Source organism: Brevibacillus sp. NRS-1366 (assembly GCF_050467985.1).
The window spans coordinates 18,637-35,651 of record NZ_JBITPN010000066.1 but is presented as its reverse complement, the minus strand read 5'-3'; the positions used below and the strand labels follow the sequence as shown (position 1 = coordinate 35,651).

16 protein-coding genes are annotated in these 17,015 nt (G+C 34.8%); 6 read left to right on the top strand and 10 right to left on the bottom strand.

Annotation, left to right across the window (positions count from 1 at the left end; translation table 11 throughout):
- Positions 1-215: 215 nt before the first annotated feature.
- The 9 genes from ACIFQN_RS34925 to ACIFQN_RS34885 all read right to left on the bottom strand — a co-directional run bounded on the left by ACIFQN_RS34925 (position 216) and on the right by ACIFQN_RS34885 (position 7,053).
- Positions 216-533 carry a hypothetical protein gene (locus tag ACIFQN_RS34925; protein ID WP_429837657.1) on the bottom strand — a complete coding sequence of 106 codons (318 nt, stop codon included), beginning with the start codon at positions 531-533 and terminating at the stop codon, positions 216-218.
- Positions 534-548: 15 nt separating this feature from the next.
- Positions 549-1,739, bottom strand: coding sequence for a metallophosphoesterase (locus ACIFQN_RS34920; protein ID WP_429837656.1), 1,191 nt, complete (start codon positions 1,737-1,739; stop codon positions 549-551).
- Positions 1,740-1,750: 11 nt separating this feature from the next.
- Positions 1,751-1,969: a YonK family protein gene (locus tag ACIFQN_RS34915; protein WP_429837655.1), complete on the bottom strand. Its 219-nt coding sequence runs from the start codon at positions 1,967-1,969 to the stop codon at positions 1,751-1,753.
- Positions 1,970-2,018: 49 nt separating this feature from the next.
- Positions 2,019-2,666 (bottom strand): PhoH family protein, encoded by a 648-nt coding sequence (locus ACIFQN_RS34910; RefSeq protein ID WP_429837654.1) that lies wholly within the window; start codon positions 2,664-2,666, stop codon positions 2,019-2,021.
- A 309-nt stretch (positions 2,667-2,975) separates the two neighbouring features.
- The gene (locus tag ACIFQN_RS34905; RefSeq protein ID WP_429837653.1) at positions 2,976-3,254 is read right to left on the bottom strand and encodes an HU family DNA-binding protein; all 279 of its coding nucleotides are present in this window, start codon (positions 3,252-3,254) and stop codon (positions 2,976-2,978) included.
- A gap of 203 nt (positions 3,255-3,457) precedes the next feature.
- Entirely contained in the window at positions 3,458-6,223 is a 2,766-nt protein-coding gene (locus ACIFQN_RS34900) for an RNA dependent RNA polymerase (protein ID WP_429837652.1), read from the bottom strand.
- 17 nt (positions 6,224-6,240) lie between these two features.
- The gene (locus tag ACIFQN_RS34895) at positions 6,241-6,537 is read right to left on the bottom strand and encodes a hypothetical protein (RefSeq protein ID WP_429837651.1); all 297 of its coding nucleotides are present in this window, start codon (positions 6,535-6,537) and stop codon (positions 6,241-6,243) included.
- Positions 6,538-6,804, bottom strand: a complete 267-nt coding sequence (locus ACIFQN_RS34890; RefSeq protein WP_429837650.1) for a hypothetical protein — start codon at positions 6,802-6,804, stop codon at positions 6,538-6,540.
- Positions 6,805-6,903: 99 nt separating this feature from the next.
- Positions 6,904-7,053 (bottom strand): hypothetical protein, encoded by a 150-nt coding sequence (locus ACIFQN_RS34885; protein ID WP_429837649.1) that lies wholly within the window; start codon positions 7,051-7,053, stop codon positions 6,904-6,906.
- Positions 7,054-7,195: 142 nt separating this feature from the next.
- On the opposite strand from ACIFQN_RS34885, the gene ACIFQN_RS34880 reads away from it, so the two are divergent.
- The 3 genes from ACIFQN_RS34880 (at position 7,196) to ACIFQN_RS34870 (ending at position 11,446) form a co-directional block, all read left to right on the top strand.
- Entirely contained in the window at positions 7,196-8,239 is a 1,044-nt protein-coding gene (locus tag ACIFQN_RS34880; protein WP_429837648.1) for a tyrosine-type recombinase/integrase, read from the top strand.
- 81 nt (positions 8,240-8,320) lie between these two features.
- Entirely contained in the window at positions 8,321-10,486 is a 2,166-nt protein-coding gene (gene recD2, locus ACIFQN_RS34875) for an SF1B family DNA helicase RecD2 (RefSeq protein ID WP_429837647.1), read from the top strand.
- A gap of 222 nt (positions 10,487-10,708) precedes the next feature.
- A complete protein-coding gene (locus tag ACIFQN_RS34870; protein WP_429837645.1) occupies positions 10,709-11,446 on the top strand; it encodes a hypothetical protein in 738 nt (245 codons plus the stop codon).
- Between the two features lie 145 nt (positions 11,447-11,591).
- Here the strand turns inward: ACIFQN_RS34870 and ACIFQN_RS34865 are convergent, their stop codons facing one another.
- Entirely contained in the window at positions 11,592-12,035 is a 444-nt protein-coding gene (locus ACIFQN_RS34865; protein ID WP_429837644.1) for a hypothetical protein, read from the bottom strand.
- Positions 12,036-13,091: 1,056 nt separating this feature from the next.
- On the opposite strand from ACIFQN_RS34865, the gene ACIFQN_RS34860 reads away from it, so the two are divergent.
- The 3 genes from ACIFQN_RS34860 (at position 13,092) to ACIFQN_RS34850 (ending at position 16,872) form a co-directional block, all read left to right on the top strand.
- Positions 13,092-13,268 (top strand): hypothetical protein, encoded by a 177-nt coding sequence (locus tag ACIFQN_RS34860; protein WP_429837642.1) that lies wholly within the window; start codon positions 13,092-13,094, stop codon positions 13,266-13,268.
- 492 nt (positions 13,269-13,760) lie between these two features.
- Entirely contained in the window at positions 13,761-14,930 is a 1,170-nt protein-coding gene (locus tag ACIFQN_RS34855; protein ID WP_429837641.1) for a hypothetical protein, read from the top strand.
- Between the two features lie 319 nt (positions 14,931-15,249).
- On the top strand, positions 15,250-16,872 hold the full coding sequence (locus ACIFQN_RS34850; RefSeq protein WP_429837640.1) for a hypothetical protein: 1,623 nt from the start codon (positions 15,250-15,252) through the stop codon (positions 16,870-16,872).
- Positions 16,873-17,015: the final 143 nt, after the last annotated feature.

Sequence of the window (17,015 nt, the reverse complement as noted above, 5' to 3'; positions counted from 1 at the left end):
TTCCCTACTTTTTTAAAAAATAGTGAGGCAGGAGAAGGGGAGGGCTTCTCTTTTCAGAAATAAATCTTATCCTCACTTTGACAGCCAAAAATAAAAGCTGCCTATACGCCATTCGAGCAGAGGATTGCTCAAACAGCGATAGACAGTTCTTAAGAGGGGAAAATGCCTTATGGCTATGCCCGAACGGGTCTGAATAAAATTAATATTTGATTTGTTTATTCATAGTTACAGTGACCACAATCACATTCAGGGGTATCATCTGGATATTCAATTTGGTGTAAATCACCCATTTTTCGTGTAATATCTTCATGAATGTAATGCTTGATTTCATTGTCTGCTACTTCATCATAAAATTCCAACAAGAGGGTGTATAACTCTTCTTCTGATTTGGCATTTTTGATTACACCGAAGAATTCAGCAACAATATCTTCTGCATCTTGTAAATTGATTTGGATATTTTCCTCTCCAATATCTGTATGATTTTCTTGTTGAAAACGACTATTGCTAAAGTTAAATCCATTAAATTGATTCATGAAAATATCCTCCGATTACAATAAGATTTTATAGGTACAAATCTGACCTGTTTCATCAAAGATGAGCATCTTTTGTGCTGGTTTGCTGATCTTACGAATATCTCTTGCATACTCATCTGTACCAGATAGAGAAGGGTTTACAATAACATCAATGCCATTGAATTCCTTTTCCCAGTTATGGTGATAATGACCCATACAAACGGCAACGGGGAATAGTTTGAGCATGACAGTGAGATTCTGAGCAACCTCAGAGACCTTATCTTTGTGCCCATGTGTTCCTATGACTGTATGGCCTGAAACTTCCGCAACAATCATTTCATCATCATATGTATTGTTCATTACTTCCAAGTTGGGGATTTGATTTGTACGTGCTTGGACAAACCACGGTACTATATCAGCAAAGCTTTCTTTGGAAATAGCATCATGTTTATTTGATGTAACACGATCATGATTCCCACGCACACTATAGAATTTTACTTCCTCAAACTCAGATGCAAACTTAGCAAGAACCTCACTCATAACTTCTGAAACAACTTTAACTTGTGAAATGATATCTTCAGAGTTTTGAACTCGAACTGACACATGAAGAATGCCACTCACAATATCGCCCAAATTAAAAACATGGAGTTTCTTTACTCCATGTAATTTTCCATATTCAATCGTTTTATGTACTAATTCCTTAACGCGATCATGAAAGATATCTGGGTTAAATTTATTGAAAAAGTTGTCGGATTCAATTCCATAGTGCCAATCAGAGAAGAGTACCAATGCTTCCTTGTTACCATTAGACTGATAAGGTCGTCTCCAATTAAGTGGTTTAAGAAGAGCAACTTCTTTAACGGCTTTAAAAAGTTCATCTTTCAAGTGATCAAAACGTGCATCATTCCTGATAAGGTTCCTAAACTCTCGCTTTTGGTCTTGCACTTGATATTTAGTCTTTTCGAATTGAATAATTTTATCTTGAATGTCATTGGACTCTGGCTCAGACTTTTTTACTGGTTTTACCTGTACATTGTTGAGATTTGGAATACGTTTTCGGTATTTCCTGAAATAGTCATCGCTTTTGTGTTCACCAGTATGGTCGTACCATAATTGAGAAATATCATGCCAAGAAAGGCCTAACGTTTCTTTGTTTAGCACAAGTCGATCCTTGTACTGATTCAGCGTCTCATCAATTTGCTTTAGAGTGGGGGAGAGTGTAGTCATCAATTCACCCCTTACTCATTATCCGATTCAACTGAGTCTTCGTCGGTCACAAGAAACTCAGAATCATCACTATCAAAAGAAATGGAGAATTTTACATTGTTTCCATCATACTTACCTAAGATTTTACGCAGATCATATACTTTAATTGCATCCTTAGTTTCTTCTGTGATTCGCATCATATCAAGTTCAAGAACACCAGTTACCCCAAATTTCGAATCGTATTTTGCCATTACAAATCCCTCCCAGAATTGAATGAAATCTTCTTTTTATTAATTAAACTTACTCAATTTCATCAGCATCATTTGCAAGTGTCCCACGGAAATTCCAATTCAACTCACAAATATCCGCATATTCCTTATTCCTAAAATGATCTATGTATGGCTTAAACCCACTATCTTTCGGATTTTTGAGATCAATTTGTCCTGTATGACCGATCATAATAATTTTGCAACTGTCATGAATGCGAGTTAGTACTTTGCGAAGTTCCTGCTTTGTGAAATTCTGACACTCGTCTATAATGACAGTACAATCCTCAATATTAATACCTCTAGCAAAGATGTGTGATCGAGGAAACACCCAAGCGCTCTTATTGATGAAATCAGGATTACTTTCCTTGTACATGCATGTTCTTGGATCTTCATTAATCTTCTTGAGAGCATCAATCAGAGGAACTATGTACTCTGCTTCTTTTTCTTCTTGTGTTCCTGGTCTGAATCCCATGGAACCTTCCATGACTAGCGAAAAGATATAAATAAGAGGTTTCTGTAGTATTGAGGCACAAGCGACTGCAAGAGTTGTTTTACCTGTTCCACTACGTGCATTAACGATTGTTAATCGTTTATCAAAAATCGAGTCCACAAATTTACGCTGTTCATCTGTTAACTTATCAGCAAAACCAAAAAGCATGTTATGTTTTGGAAGTGGCATTGGACTCATACCTTTCAAGGTAGATTTTTTAACCCATTTTTTTATTCATTTCTCGTTCCCAAGAAGTTTGCACAACTCCATTAGAATCAATACAATACTTAATTGTGGCATTTTCAGAAACATCGTTGCTTATATTCGCATTAGACATTAATAATAGTTCCTCTCATAGAAAAGAAGAGGGGAGAGGTAAGTGCACCAATCCCCATACGCTACGATGCACTCAGTTGTGCAGGGTGCGAAGACCCATGTGGTAGCACTCACATACTATATTCTCAATCAAATAATGCTCAATAGAGCATTCGCAAACATCTATGTATTTTTCACTGTTTCCTTCAACTGTTTGCTTGGTTTAAATGCAGGAACCTTAGTAGCTGCAATTTCAATTTCTTCTCCTGTTTGTGGGTTGCGACCTTTACGAGCTGCGCGTTCACGTACCTCGTAGTTACCGAAACCGATCAACCTAACAGGATGCCCTTGTTTAAGTGTGTCAGTGATAGCATCCAGTACTGCGTCTACAGCCTTTGTTGCATCTTTCTTTGTCATTTCTGTTTTCTCAGCTACTGCATTGATCAATTCTGTCTTGTTCATTTATTTAATCCTCCCAGATTATAGTTTGTGTATTTTTTGATAGTGGGAGAGGAGTTACTTACTTTTAAAGAGCCGTTAGTTTTCACTTCTTCCCTTAAAGACGATTATCTTTATTTGAATGCACAAGGAATAAATGTTGATATATCAATGTTTGCTGAATAGCCATACAAAATGACCATGTTCGTTTTCGCTAGTTCGATAATTTATCCATTAATTTTATTCCATAAATCCCGTTTTCTTCTTCGTTCTTTTTCTTTTGCACATGGGTCACAATATCTCTTTGAATTTGACTTTTCAATCTCTGTGGGGCAAAGCAAGCAGCGTTTGATTCCTAAAATGTTATATTCTAGATTTCTGACAATCTCCTTACCAAAAGAATTCCAAAGCGTATCTTTGTATTCGCTCTTTTTTTGTTCAAATAGATACTTAACCAATACATCACTAATGTAGACTGGGTTATTGCATATCATGAGCAGACTCTTCCTAATATCTTTGTAAACTTTTAATTCAACCTTGCTGTTGACCTTATCACTTTCTTCAGCCTGTTTTCTAACTTCTTTTGATTTACTTCGATCTAGCTCTATGTATTTTTCGATAATTTCTCTGCCTAAGTCATCATCTATTTTTTGTCTTTTATTTTTCATTAAATTTTTATATTCAAGTTTTCCTGCAACACTTGTAAAGTGGATGCGCCTATCAGGAATCAATTCAGTCAGCCTATTTAGTGTACTTTTATTTATTTTTTCAACGTTATTCTTGTCTTTGTCTTTGGCAAATAGAAAGAAATGGGGGACTTTCATTTTTGAGTACTTCTTAATTTGTTCTTCAATAGCCTCTGGTCTGGTTGGCATCCAGAGTGTCTTTGCAAAATCAATAACTGCATTATTCTCCATACAAAGTATCTTGATTAAGTCAATATCGCCCTTCCTAAGTATCTTTCCTGAGTTCCATATTTTAGTGATCAGGTTACTAATCTCTCCAATATTTTTGGAGTAGGCAGCTTTGAGACTGTTGACTTGATTTTCATTGGTGATCCGAGACTTCTTTGAAGTGGCTAGAGTGTACTCTAATGGTACTGTTTTTTTCATTTGCCTTTCAGCTCGACTTACAAATAAGTCATCACTCACGATTAGAGCGTCGTCGCCATCCACGTCAAACATCAATTGTTTTGAAATCATATCACTAACACTAGTGTACACACAGTTACTGATGTACCATTTCTCTGTTGTTTCATTTACAACATTCTGTCTTACACAATGCTCTCTAAATAAATGAGGGCTTCTCAAAATGTCTAGCTTTTTATTTCCATACAATCTACAGCTAACTTCGCCATTTTTTAATAATCCGGTTGGTTGTTTTACTCCTCCAAACAACCACTCTGCAAAAGCGTATAAGTCAGGGGAGATGTATGATCTTTTTGTTCCTTCTAGTAGAATTTTACCAGACTTAGCTTCTTTAACTAGACTCTTTTTTCTGTCTTTTATTGATTGCTTGCTATGTTGATCATTTAATAATTCAGGGTAGATAGACAATGCCTGTTGGAAGTAGTTTTTTTTGGTGTTCATACTATCTGCACCAAGAAGCCTCAGCATGGTATTCTTATCTTCACCAATTCTTAGAATGTCATCTGAAGTTCTTTTGGACAATATCTCAAGTTCATCATCCGAAAAGGACAGGCTTTGAATCATCTGATAATTGATGGGCTTCTCCTCGAATTCATCCTCATCTGTCCTGCAAATAGAAGCCTCACATTTATACTTCAAGAAGAAATGCTTGTATTCATCCCAACTCTCATAGTAAGAGTGGAGTTTAAATTGAGACTTCGTAAAGATGATTTGAATATTTTCACTGACAATATCACGTTCAATTCCATTAATATCTTTGACAACAAATTTAGCATTGGGATAATGACTTATAAAGTCCAAAAAATCAAAAGGGACTAAAAGGCCTTTAAAAAACGGCATCCTAAACTGAAAACTTTTCTCGCTTACAGATGGTAGCATGATGCCTGCACCATCTGTGAAATTGATGGAGACACTCTTTTCACAGCGCTTGATCTTGTAAGTTTCGTAGTCAATGAAATCTACGATGCCAGAAACAGTTAATTCCATGTCATCCACTACAATGCATCTGTTAATGTCAAAGTTCATCCATGGAGTAGAAGCGGAATTTGCTAAACTTAAATATGCTTGAAACTTGTTTTGATTAATACCACCTTTTCTGTTAATTTTGTTTTTAGACAAGCCACACATCAGTTTATTTCTCACTTCATGATTATTAGCATTCAATGCACTAGTCCTAATGAAACATGATTTTTTATTCCGTATTTGTCCAGCAGAGGAGGCAAAGTACTCATATTTATCCCCATTTAATAAAAATCCGTTTTTAACTAAATTCTCAAAGATAGCATATCTATAAGCTCTTATTACTATGATATCTGTTGACTGCTCATCTTCCTGTATACCTAAATTTCTAGTAAGCGCAGACTCAAACAAGGAAATGATGTTTGATTTCTTTAATGATACATTCCTGAGTTTTCGTATCCCCGTATGATTTATTGCTTCAAGATCTAACAGTTTTTTTAATTCACGTATCCCATAGTTCAAATGATGCTCTGAAAGATACAATGTTGAATTAGCATTCACTTTATAAAGATTGGTTTCTTCATCATAAAACAGGTATTCATCTATTTTATCTTGGAGGATAGAGTAGCGACTATAGAATTTAGTCAAATCATCTTCTAGTTTATTTAACTTTGCTGCACCTTTTTCAGTAGTGCATTCTTTTGATTTCAGTATTTTGTTTGATTCATTTTTGAACTTGATTAAAGGACTGATAATTTCGTTTAGATTAGACTTGTACTGTCTTAGAATGATTAATTTTTGATCTAATTCGTATTCCTTATCATTGTAAAATGATGAAGTGTCTACGCTGTAAATGTAGACTAGTTTATCAGAGCCATTACTCAATATCTTTACCCCTCCAGTTATTTTTCAATTGAGTTAATTATCAAATCAATAGATTCATCATAAACGTAATCATGGATGACATTATCTGAGTAAAACAATTTTTTAAATGAATCAATCATACCAGCACTCTTTATGGAGTTTACTGAAATAGAATGTGCCATTTGCACCAAGTATTGCATATCACTCGTCTTATAAAGAGAAAGTTGGGGTTGAATCACTCTTGCATTGGTGACAACAATCTCTAAATATGCATTCTTTACGCCCAATCTATTAATACGATTCTTGATATCTTTTCTAATTTCATTTTTAGTCATCTATATTTCCCCCAGATCTTTCTTATCTTCATCTTCTTCAATATTAATCATCATAGCTTCGATTTCCTCAAGATCGTATGTTTTTTCCTCAACAGTCTCGAATCCACATTCATCTAGAGTGTAACCAATCACATCAAGGAACGTAGGGTCACTGTTTACTTTAGACTGTTCCAATTTCTTTACTCCATATGCATACGTAAGATACTCATCAATGCTATTGAATTCTGACAATCGCTTACCCTGTACGATATTCACTTTCTTGTTCATATTGATTGCTGCTATCAAAACCACAATAAAACATAGCAGATGACACCTCCTTGGTTTTTATGATTTATTTGTAGTTTGTTTATTTAATTATTTTATGTATTAATTCCGTTTATCATATATGTATTCAACATAATCATTAAAGTCTTCATATTCAGCATCACCATCATATTCATAATAGGATTTACCTGAAGAACGTCCATAAAGTTTACTTAGGATACTGTCAATGTTGTTTGGTTTAACTTCGTTCATTTATTCACCTCCCGTCTTGTTTTTATTGTATATTTTTATTTACAATACGTCAATCACTATTTATTTTTAGGTTCAATGTTGACTTTACTGGATGAAATTGCCTATAATGAATTATAAGCAATTGGAAAGAGGAGGAAATAAAATGAACAAAGCCATCAGCAATGTTACGAGTATCAATGTAAGCAACGTATACAATGCAATCTTAGCTTTTTTAGATGACGTAGGTAGTTCAAGTGATAAAACAAAAATAAGCTATAAATATGATATTGAACAATTCTTCTTCTACATAAGAAAGGGAAAACAAATTAACCAACTGACACCAGATGATATTCATGTAACTCGTCCACAGGTAATAGATTTTAGAAATCACTTGCAAAGACTTAAGCAAACTGATGGGGAGACGCCTAAATACTCGAATACATCCATCAACAGAAAAATTGCTGTATTGAAATCCCTGTATAGTGAATTGCCTTCTTATGAATATGACGTAGATCCAGTCGCATTTAATGTACGTCCATTACCTGAGAGAGTGAATTCAATTGGATTTCTCACTTGGGAAGAAGTTAACGAGATGGGTGAGCGAGTAAAGGCTCACAAAAAGGGGATGGAGAAGTCACTATTGATTCGTTTGGCAGCTCAAACATCTATTCGTAAAGATGCCATTCTTCATGTAACATGGAATAATTTCAAAATGATTGACGGAGTACCAGTATTATCTGTATATGACAAAGGAAATGTTTTGGACGAAAAGGCTATCCCTGAACAACTTTACAATGAAATACTCACATTGAAATCTGAAGAGACCTCAAATGAAGATAGGGTCTTTACAATTGAATCTTTAAGAACCTTGGATGGGGCGATAATCAAACTCTGCAAAGAGATGGGGATTCCAAAGGAACGAAATATCTCATTCCACTCATTGAAGAAAGCTGGAGTAGCACAAGCATACATTGAGAGTAACTATGACATCAAAGTTGCACAGCAACAGGCTAATCATGCTGATCCAAGTGTAACAATGAAGACCTACCTACCTATGGTTAAGAATTACAGCGAAATGGCTTCCTATACAATGGGGCAGGGGATTGACTTATCTAGACTTGAAAATATGACTAAAGAAGAAATTATCGCTTTGATTCATACATGCAGCACGAACACAAAAGTAGAGATAGCCAACAAGTTGAAATAAGTTTGTTGGCTTCTCTTCTTGTAATAAATAAAAATATATAGTAAGATTAATTCGAAATATACAAAAGAGGAGAGTGATTATTTGAGTAATGAAGTATTTGAAGTCGAATTAACGCCAGATGTCCAAAAGTTTTACAACGACAAGAACAACTTCGGAGTGTATTCTTGTATGAGTTCAAATTGGGAGTTGCTTGAATTTGACTACAAGAGCAGGTTCACAATAGTCGGAAACATGCCTCGTCTAAACATAAATGCAAATTACAAAGCAGAACTACAGAAGAAACTACACCCAAGATATGGGGTATCATACGAAGTAAAGTCCATCATGCAACTGCTGCCATCAAGTGTTAGCGAACAGAAGGCTTATCTTGAAACGATCTTGACGGATAACCAAGTAAGAGCCATCTATGAGGTTTATTCAAATGAAGATGTCATTAAACTGTTTCAAGAGAACACTTTTGATTACAAAAAGGTAAAAGGTATTGGTGAAGCTACATATAAGAATATACGTGAACGGGTATTAGAGAATCTGAACATCCAGAAGGCCCTTTCAAGGTTAAGTCGGTACAATATCACCTATAACATGATACTTAAGTTAATTCGTCATTTTGAATCTGCTGAACTGGCTATTCAAAAGGTTGAGGAGAATCCTTATTCGTTAACAGATGTCTCTGGAATTGGATTCTTAAAGGCCGATTCTATTGCTCAAAGCATGAATTTTGACAGGAATAGTCCATTTAGAATTCGAGCAGGTATCGAATATGTCATCGAACAAGAGCAATTCAATGGTCATACATACATAGTGGCATCACAACTCATTGAAACAACTGTGGAACTACTTAACTTATCACAAGATCTGATTATTGAACAGGTTAAACAACATGAAAACCTTATGATAATTGATAATAAGATTGCTTTGAAACGGACGTATGATGCAGAAAAGTATGTGAGCACTAGGCTATTTGAACTGAATTGTAGGTCAAAGGAACTTGAATTTGATGTTGATCAGTTTATCAGAGGTCAGGAAGAACATTTAAAGATAAAATTAACCGATAAACAAATGAGTTTCATACATAACATCAAGAAAAACAATGTTAACTTGCTTATTGGCTATGCGGGAACTGGCAAGTCACAAATGCAGAAGTTGCTAATCAATTTACTTAGAGAGTTAAAAATCACATACCGATTCCTATCTCCTACAGGTAAAGCTGCTAAGATACTGAGTAGTTATGTTGGTGAAGAGGCTACAACGATCCATAGGGCTATTGGATTCGATATGAAGGGTACTATTGAAGAGCAGTTTGTAATTGTTGATGAGGCAAGTATGTTAGGAGTTGTATTGGCAAGCCGACTATTGCGAAATTGCAAACACACTAATCTTAGAATTTTATTTGTAGGCGATCCTTTTCAGTTGCCGAGCGTTGATGCAGGATGCCTATTGCATGACATCATTAGCAGCAATCAGATACCTGTAACTGAATTGAATCAGGTCTTCCGTCAAGAAGAGGGAGGTATCTTGGATATCGCAACTAAGATACGTGAAGGTAAGCAGTTCATTGAAAATGACTTTGCTGGTCATGTATTGTTTGGATCTGATTTAGATTTTTACTCAGTTCCACAAGAAAAGATGATTGGAGGGTATAAGTATGGTTTCAATAAGCAATTGGAGAGATATAGTCCCGATGATGTAATGGTGTTGTCATCTACAAAGAAGGGTAGTCTTGGGACAATATCCATTAACAACGTTCTACAGGAGATAGTAAATCCAAAAGCAGATAGCAAGAGTGAGCATGAATACGGAACAGGGATTTTCTATCGAGTAGGGGATAGTATCATTAACACTAAGAATCTATACGATACTGAGACTGTCGATGAAGAGAAAACAACTGTGGTAAATGGTGATTTAGGTAAAATTATTGAAATAGATACAGAAAATAAGAAAATGGTTATTGATTATGGATTCGCAAAGGTACCAGTTGGATTCAATGATTTAGACACCATTCTACACTCATATTGTATTACGATCCATAAGAGTCAAGGTAGTGCTGCTAAAGCAGTTGTAGTAGTGTTTGATAAGTCGCATACTTATCAGTTAAATGCCAACTTGATCTATACGGCAATCACACGAGCAAGAGAGCATGTTTTTATGCTATGTCAGGCTAATGTGATAAATAGAGCAATTAAGAAGGTCGCAAACATGCAACGGAATACGTTTTTGAAAGACTTATTAATATCTCAAAATGCCTGATCTACAATTTACTACCCCAAACGGGTAGTGATTTTGAAAAAATGGTACCCGAAACGGGTAGTAAATTTACAAGTTAATAAAAAACACTACCCGAAAGGGGTTCAAAGTTGGACAACATAATAATTAAGTAATTAATATAAATTAAATAATAAATAATGACCATATCTATTTAGTCGCGCAATGCGCTCCTTTTGGGAAGATTACTTCATGAGGTGGTGAGAAATGTCTGAGTATAATACTGGTAATGATACATATCATGATGGGAAATTCATTTTGTTCAATAACAAGTACTACACAGAGAACGATCCTCAACAGTTAACACCAAAAGAATTACATACGTTGATTATCTTGAAGATGTTTACCTCTCAGTTTAAAGGCGTGATTATCACTACATATAATCTGATGGGACATCTGCTTCCGTTTACCAATGTATCAGAGAAGAAAAAGAATGCTGCTGTTGCAAAAGAAATGATGCTGAATTTAAGGGCTAAAGGAATTATTGAATATGATGAACCAAAAGACTCCAACGAACCAATTACAGTCTCCATTGAACCAGTGAAATATGTGGAGAGTGATGACAGAACGAGCTTTCAACCAGTTCCTGAATTTATCTTGGATAGAACGGATGATCCAGATGAGCTATATGTATTGATAGCTATACATAATGTTGCCAAGATGTGTGAGAAAGGAGAATATGCTAAACCATTCTTTAGGAACAAGAAGAATTGGGGAGTATTACTGAGTAAGGGGGATACAACTGCTGAGAAGGTAGTCAACAATATGTGTAATATAGGGATTCTGTTTTATTATGAGAATGATGTATATTATAATTCAGATAGAAAAAAGTTTGATCAGGGCCAAGGAAGGTACTATCTGTTTGCTCAAGAGAAAGAAGAAGAACGAATTAGAATAAGAAACGAAAAGAGAAAATTGAATAAGAAAGTTAGTGGGGATGTTTAACTGACCCAAACAAATGTGAGAAGCTGAGGTAAAGGGATTACACACCTCAGCTTCTTCTTTGCGTTCATACGATTATGGATATGGTTTGCAAAAAATGGAGATTGGGGCTTCTTTTGTGTTTATTGTCAAATTGTTAATAAATGAACTAAACTTTTGGTTGAGTTTTCCACTCCACAACACTTTCCAATATTATGAAGGAGAAATATGTTATAGGCCAAGTAACAGGAAGTAAACTGAAAGCATAGATTGGTGCATATTGAAAATATCCCATAATATTAACGTTTTGGTAACCAAATGTATAAGATGCTACTAATGAAGCACCTATAGATCCTGAATAGAGAAGTATCAAAAGTGCAGTAATAGCTGCAATAATCGAACGCTTCTTTGTGTTTAAAGCTGTAATTCTGACAGCTAAAATACTGTAGATAACAGTGAATGGTATAAAAGAAGTGAGAAAAAACCAAATAGATATTCTGGGGTCCCATCCTCCAAGCACGAAAGTTAAGACAAAACTTGAAATAACACTTAATATTGCTGACAAACATAATCCAAAAATACCACCAATAAGGTACAATTTACCCTTTTCCAATTGCTGATTCCCCTTAATGTCCATTATTCCAAAATGTAAAAAGAAACTCTATGTATTACCATAAAATGTATGGGGCGAAAAAACAATAGGTAATTATGGGGAGATAAATGTCTGCACGATAAGCACTCATCGTGAGCGATTAATCGAATATCGATAGATTCCATGTGAGACAAGGGATTTACGGGTTATATGATGTAAAATGCACCCCCTCTATGATCAGAATTTAATCGTGTATCGTAAAAAGATAGACATATCAAGGATTTTAGGAGTAGAGAAGGTGAATTTGAGGCAAAAGAGGAGAAAAGTTGAAAATTAGAGGAGTGAAAAAGTGTTGATACATAAGGCTTCCACGATTGAGATTACGATTGTTTGTATAGTGATAGTGAAATTAAATTTTAGTTATATTTAAAATAATAGATGAGTTGGAGGTGAATGAAAAGAGTAGAGTAATAGGGTGAAAATCAAAAATAACCTCAGTGTGTGGATGGATGTGCTACAGCAATTTTCATACCAACAGGCCACTAAATTAATGTAAAATATCCCCCCCACCCCTTGCCACATAAGGCTTTTTGACTTGCCTATAAGATAGGTTATAAGCAATTTCACCTTCTCACTCATATATCTTTATATTCTACACATACTAAGACTAGCATAATAGAGTCAACATTATCATGATCCATTGTTCATTAAAAATTTTTCAACTGGTGAGCTGCTGTGAACACAAGTAGTTAGCGTCCTAACAATCGTTGGGGTAACATGCAGAATTGGCTTGAACACTTATGTTCAATCATTCCACTCATCATCACCCTACATTGAACACATATGTACAACACTACACCTAACACTTATTATCTTTATACTCTACTCATTCAGATAATCATATACAACTGGTCAGTTTACTATTACCTTCGTATCCTCGCTAATCCTCTCACTATCAACACTTCCATCCAACATTAACGCAAGTATCATCTACAATCAATTCCCATAATAACTAAAAATAATTAACACAACACAATTGTGATATGGTATAATATTCATATAGAAAGGAGGTGACCAATGGACGCACAAACTTTCTATATCATCAGCACAATCTCAGTTATCCTAATAGGGTACAAGACAGTGCTGGAGATTGAAAAACTGCTACATGAGAGAAAGAAACGAAAGGAGGAAGAGAAGAACAACAAAAAGACTCAGAAGCGTAAACAGCCCACCACGACAGGTAAACGCTCCTAAGTCCACTAATTACATAGGGAAGGTGGTAAAGCCTTCCCTTCTTTTATAAAGTATATCATAGAACATAACATATTATTCATTTAATGAAAAGAGGTGTATATAATGCGATTCAATTTAGATGCAACGTTCAACACATTAACTATTATTTACATTCTTGTTCGCTTCTCTGCTGAAACAACACCATCATGGATATGGATTAGTGATACAGCATTTATTGTCGGAGCTGTACTAAGCATTATTAAACAGGTATTACAATATAAGAAAGAATCATGATATGAGTTAGAAAGGAGAATGTTACATGGGCGCTAAACTTACCTATCTTTTCCTCATCATTGTAGCTTCATTAATCCTCATTAACTTAATCACGCTAACTGGTCTGTTTATCAAAGCAGTAATATTAATCAGTATCCTGACCATTATCATTTCTGTTATAGGATTCTTTAGACACGGGAAAAGGGAATAGTATCATAATTAGAAAAGAGGAGAAATTACATGGATCTATCCAATATATCAAAAGGCCAGATAGTCAAGAATTACAAGGAAATGTGCAACTTGCTATATGAACCAGTATTGGCAGGTAACTCAAAGAAAGCCCAATTGAAGGAATGGGAAAGATACTTTTCGTTCTATAAAGACGGAAACAAGTTTGTTATTGTCGATGTTTATACTGAACCATTGCAGAGACAAGATGAACGTAATAGCAATGGAGGAGTACGCAAGTTATTACCTCATGCAGTTAGAATGGATCGAATTTTAATGTACCAATTAAACCTTATAGAAAACAAAGGAGAAATCTTTCTTCCTATCAGTTCCTTACTCAAAGAAATGAATATGATTAACCAAAATTACAACTTTGGTAAACGTCATATTAAGAAGGTCAGTAAATATCTAAAAATAGAAGAGGCAACTGTCGAAGAGTTTTTCGACTACTCTAGACGAACATTTAAGAATAATATTGAATCTATGTTAGACAGATTGAGGAATAAATCACTAATTTTCTGGAGTAAAATTATTACTGTTTGCATTGCCAATATACATATATCCCAAAATGAACTAGGACAATTAAAGGCAAAAGTTAATAAAGTAGTAGATCAGTACGATAATGAAACACTAAAAGTATCTGCTGAAGAACGAACTAGTATCAGCTTTAGAGCAGCAAACAAAGAAGAAATAGAACTGATACTAAAGGTAGAAGGGGAAGTGTTAGACGAATTAAAATGTATAAGCAAGCAAGAGGTAGTACAAAAAAGAAAATGGAAAGAGTTTATTAATACAGTCAATGATACGTTGACCAAAAGGGCTAATATACTGTACTACTATGATTCATATAAAATAATTAAAAATGAAGAAAGGCTTTCAAGAGAAGTTGCAAACAATCTAGAAGGATGGATAAAAGACGAGATAGAATATGCAATTGAAATGATTTGTTTAAATAATGATGTACAAGGACAAATCATATCTAATACAATTAAGAGAAGCGAAAAGGCAATTCAAGAACTAGTAAATGGTGTTTATAATCAATACACTAAAATGCGAACAAGTGATAAGTATCTGGAAGACAACATGTCATTAATCGATACATTCATTGGCATGCAGCATAAGAACATTATTGATGACATAAAGCGCAATAAACATAAAAATAACAAAGTTGAACATAATTGAAATATCCGTATTTATAAATAGATATAATAATGGAGATATCAATCTTGTTCAACTTTTGAGTCTCCATACGGAGCACCAAAGTGACAACTTTTAAACCCAAAAACAAGGCTTGTCAGCCCATACCGCAAAGAACGCGGTATTCCTCGACCGTCCGCATAACGCTAAGGCGTTATTCTTCCGAAATATATCTTTTCCTTTTGACCAGTACAATAAACTGGTCTTTTTTCATTTTATTAAATAAAAATAATAAATAAAATATACAAATATCCCAATCCGTGTTATACTATATTTAAGAGTTAAGAAACGGGAGGTAATACATATGAAATACCAATCAGGAGTATTTGTAAAAATGGAAGGTTGCCCAATTAAAAAGGAAAATGGTGTATTTGAGATTGACCGTCTCTGGGACAGCAATGACAATCCTAACAATTCTGCATTTGTATACAAACTCAAAAAGAACGGGGAAAGAGTAAAAGGAGTAAAGAACAGCTTGAATATTTTCAAACTATCACATATGGATAAGTACGGCACAATCATATCCAAAGAAGAATTATCTTCTGCTGTATCTGAAGTCAACAAATCACTGAAAATAACTAAAGAAAATGAAACGGTTTATATGTATCAGGAATCAGAAAGAAAAGAACTGCAAAAAGGCGACTTTATCAAAGTGGTAAAACCTATCCGTACAATGAACAGCATTTATGCAATACAGCCTGAGACAATTTACACTATATCTGCTTGTGAAGGTCAAAGCGCTAATAAATATGTATTAAAGCGCATTGGTAAGAAAGGTCAAGTTTTGAGCGGTAACTCTGGAACTTTTAATATCATTAGCTTTTCTGCTAAAACGATTGAAAAATTACTTGTGGAAGGATATATAGTGATTGTTGATCAGGCGCAACAGACACGAAAAGAAACAGATACCAAACAACCAGAAGAAAAAGCGAGTGCTTCACAAGATAATGCAACAGAGGAACAACAAGAGGTGGTAGTAACTGTTGATGATCAAGAAACTCAAAAAGTTGGTTCTGTAGCTGTCAAACTCAACGATGATTTGAACGGAATTGAGATCCGATTCACAGATAAGCCAGCACAAGAAGTAATTGAGAATCTAAGCGCGAATGGCTTTCGTTGGTCGAAGCGTGGTTTTTGGTATGCCAAACAATCAGAGAAAACTTTGTCTTTTGCTCAATCCCTAACAGGAAATACAACGCCAACAGATCAAATTGAAAGCACACATCAAGCCTTTGAATACCCAGAAATCGATATTGATGACCTAGACCAATACACAGTATCAGAGGAGCTACAAAGACGTTTGCACTCTTCATCTATGTTCGAAGTGGATTATAAGAATGATTGCACATTAACATTTCAACAGTTCCAAAATGAAGCAATAGAAGTGTTATCTATTACAGATGATCCACGAATGACTTACCACATTAAGAAATACTTGCAGTCATTCAAGAAACGATACTATAAGCAATACATAAAAATCCTAAATCATAAGGCCAACAATCCGTCTTGGGTGGTCACTGGTCGAGGTGGCCTGAACGCAAGAAGATATAATAAGATGCAAGAACGATATGATAAATATCTAGGGGAATCTGTTACGCTGACAAAAGAATACAATTGTAAAATACAATCCTTCAAAAGGACAATTCAAGATATGAAACAGAAGAAATGGAAAGAGAAAGTTAAAACAAGCCTTAGTAGTACTGACTTAAAAGATGTATTCACAATTGCGAAGAAACCTGTCACAGTTGCAGGGTATACAGAGACAGTTAGAACTTATAACTACAAGGGGTATTCAATTGCTAAGTCGTGGGGAATGTTTAGGATCTTCAAGAATGGAAAAGAGATCAATACAACATTAAAAACCAAAGACACGCTTGAAACTGCTAAACGATACGTATTAATGCTATGTGAAGAGGAATCGGCATAATGTGTAGCGTAGAAGGCCACACAATGCAACTCACCTATCCAATGCAACGTTTATACTCTGATTACTCATTAAATCTCATCACGTATGAACAATATCTAAAGGGAATGGAATATCTGAATTCAATAAAAAATAATAACTAAAAA

Bases quoted from the DNA above. Each gene is read 5' to 3' on its own strand.
- ACIFQN_RS34855 (WP_429837641.1), top strand. From the start codon at position 13,761: ATGGATCTATCCAATATATCAAAAGGCCAGATAGTCAAGAATTACAAG.
- ACIFQN_RS34850 (WP_429837640.1), top strand. From the start codon at position 15,250: ATGAAATACCAATCAGGAGTATTTGTAAAAATGGAAGGTTGCCCAATT.
- ACIFQN_RS34920 (WP_429837656.1), bottom strand. From the start codon at position 1,739: ATGACTACACTCTCCCCCACTCTAAAGCAAATTGATGAGACGCTGAAT.
- ACIFQN_RS34880 (WP_429837648.1), top strand. From the start codon at position 7,196: ATGAACAAAGCCATCAGCAATGTTACGAGTATCAATGTAAGCAACGTA.
- ACIFQN_RS34885 (WP_429837649.1), bottom strand. From the start codon at position 7,053: ATGAACGAAGTTAAACCAAACAACATTGACAGTATCCTAAGTAAACTT.
- ACIFQN_RS34905 (WP_429837653.1), bottom strand. From the start codon at position 3,254: ATGAACAAGACAGAATTGATCAATGCAGTAGCTGAGAAAACAGAAATG.
- ACIFQN_RS34895 (WP_429837651.1), bottom strand. From the start codon at position 6,537: ATGACTAAAAATGAAATTAGAAAAGATATCAAGAATCGTATTAATAGA.
- ACIFQN_RS34860 (WP_429837642.1), top strand. From the start codon at position 13,092: ATGGACGCACAAACTTTCTATATCATCAGCACAATCTCAGTTATCCTA.
- ACIFQN_RS34910 (WP_429837654.1), bottom strand. From the start codon at position 2,666: ATGCCACTTCCAAAACATAACATGCTTTTTGGTTTTGCTGATAAGTTA.
- ACIFQN_RS34925 (WP_429837657.1), bottom strand. From the start codon at position 533: ATGAATCAATTTAATGGATTTAACTTTAGCAATAGTCGTTTTCAACAA.
- ACIFQN_RS34915 (WP_429837655.1), bottom strand. From the start codon at position 1,969: ATGGCAAAATACGATTCGAAATTTGGGGTAACTGGTGTTCTTGAACTT.
- ACIFQN_RS34890 (WP_429837650.1), bottom strand. From the start codon at position 6,804: ATGAACAAGAAAGTGAATATCGTACAGGGTAAGCGATTGTCAGAATTC.
- ACIFQN_RS34870 (WP_429837645.1), top strand. From the start codon at position 10,709: ATGTCTGAGTATAATACTGGTAATGATACATATCATGATGGGAAATTC.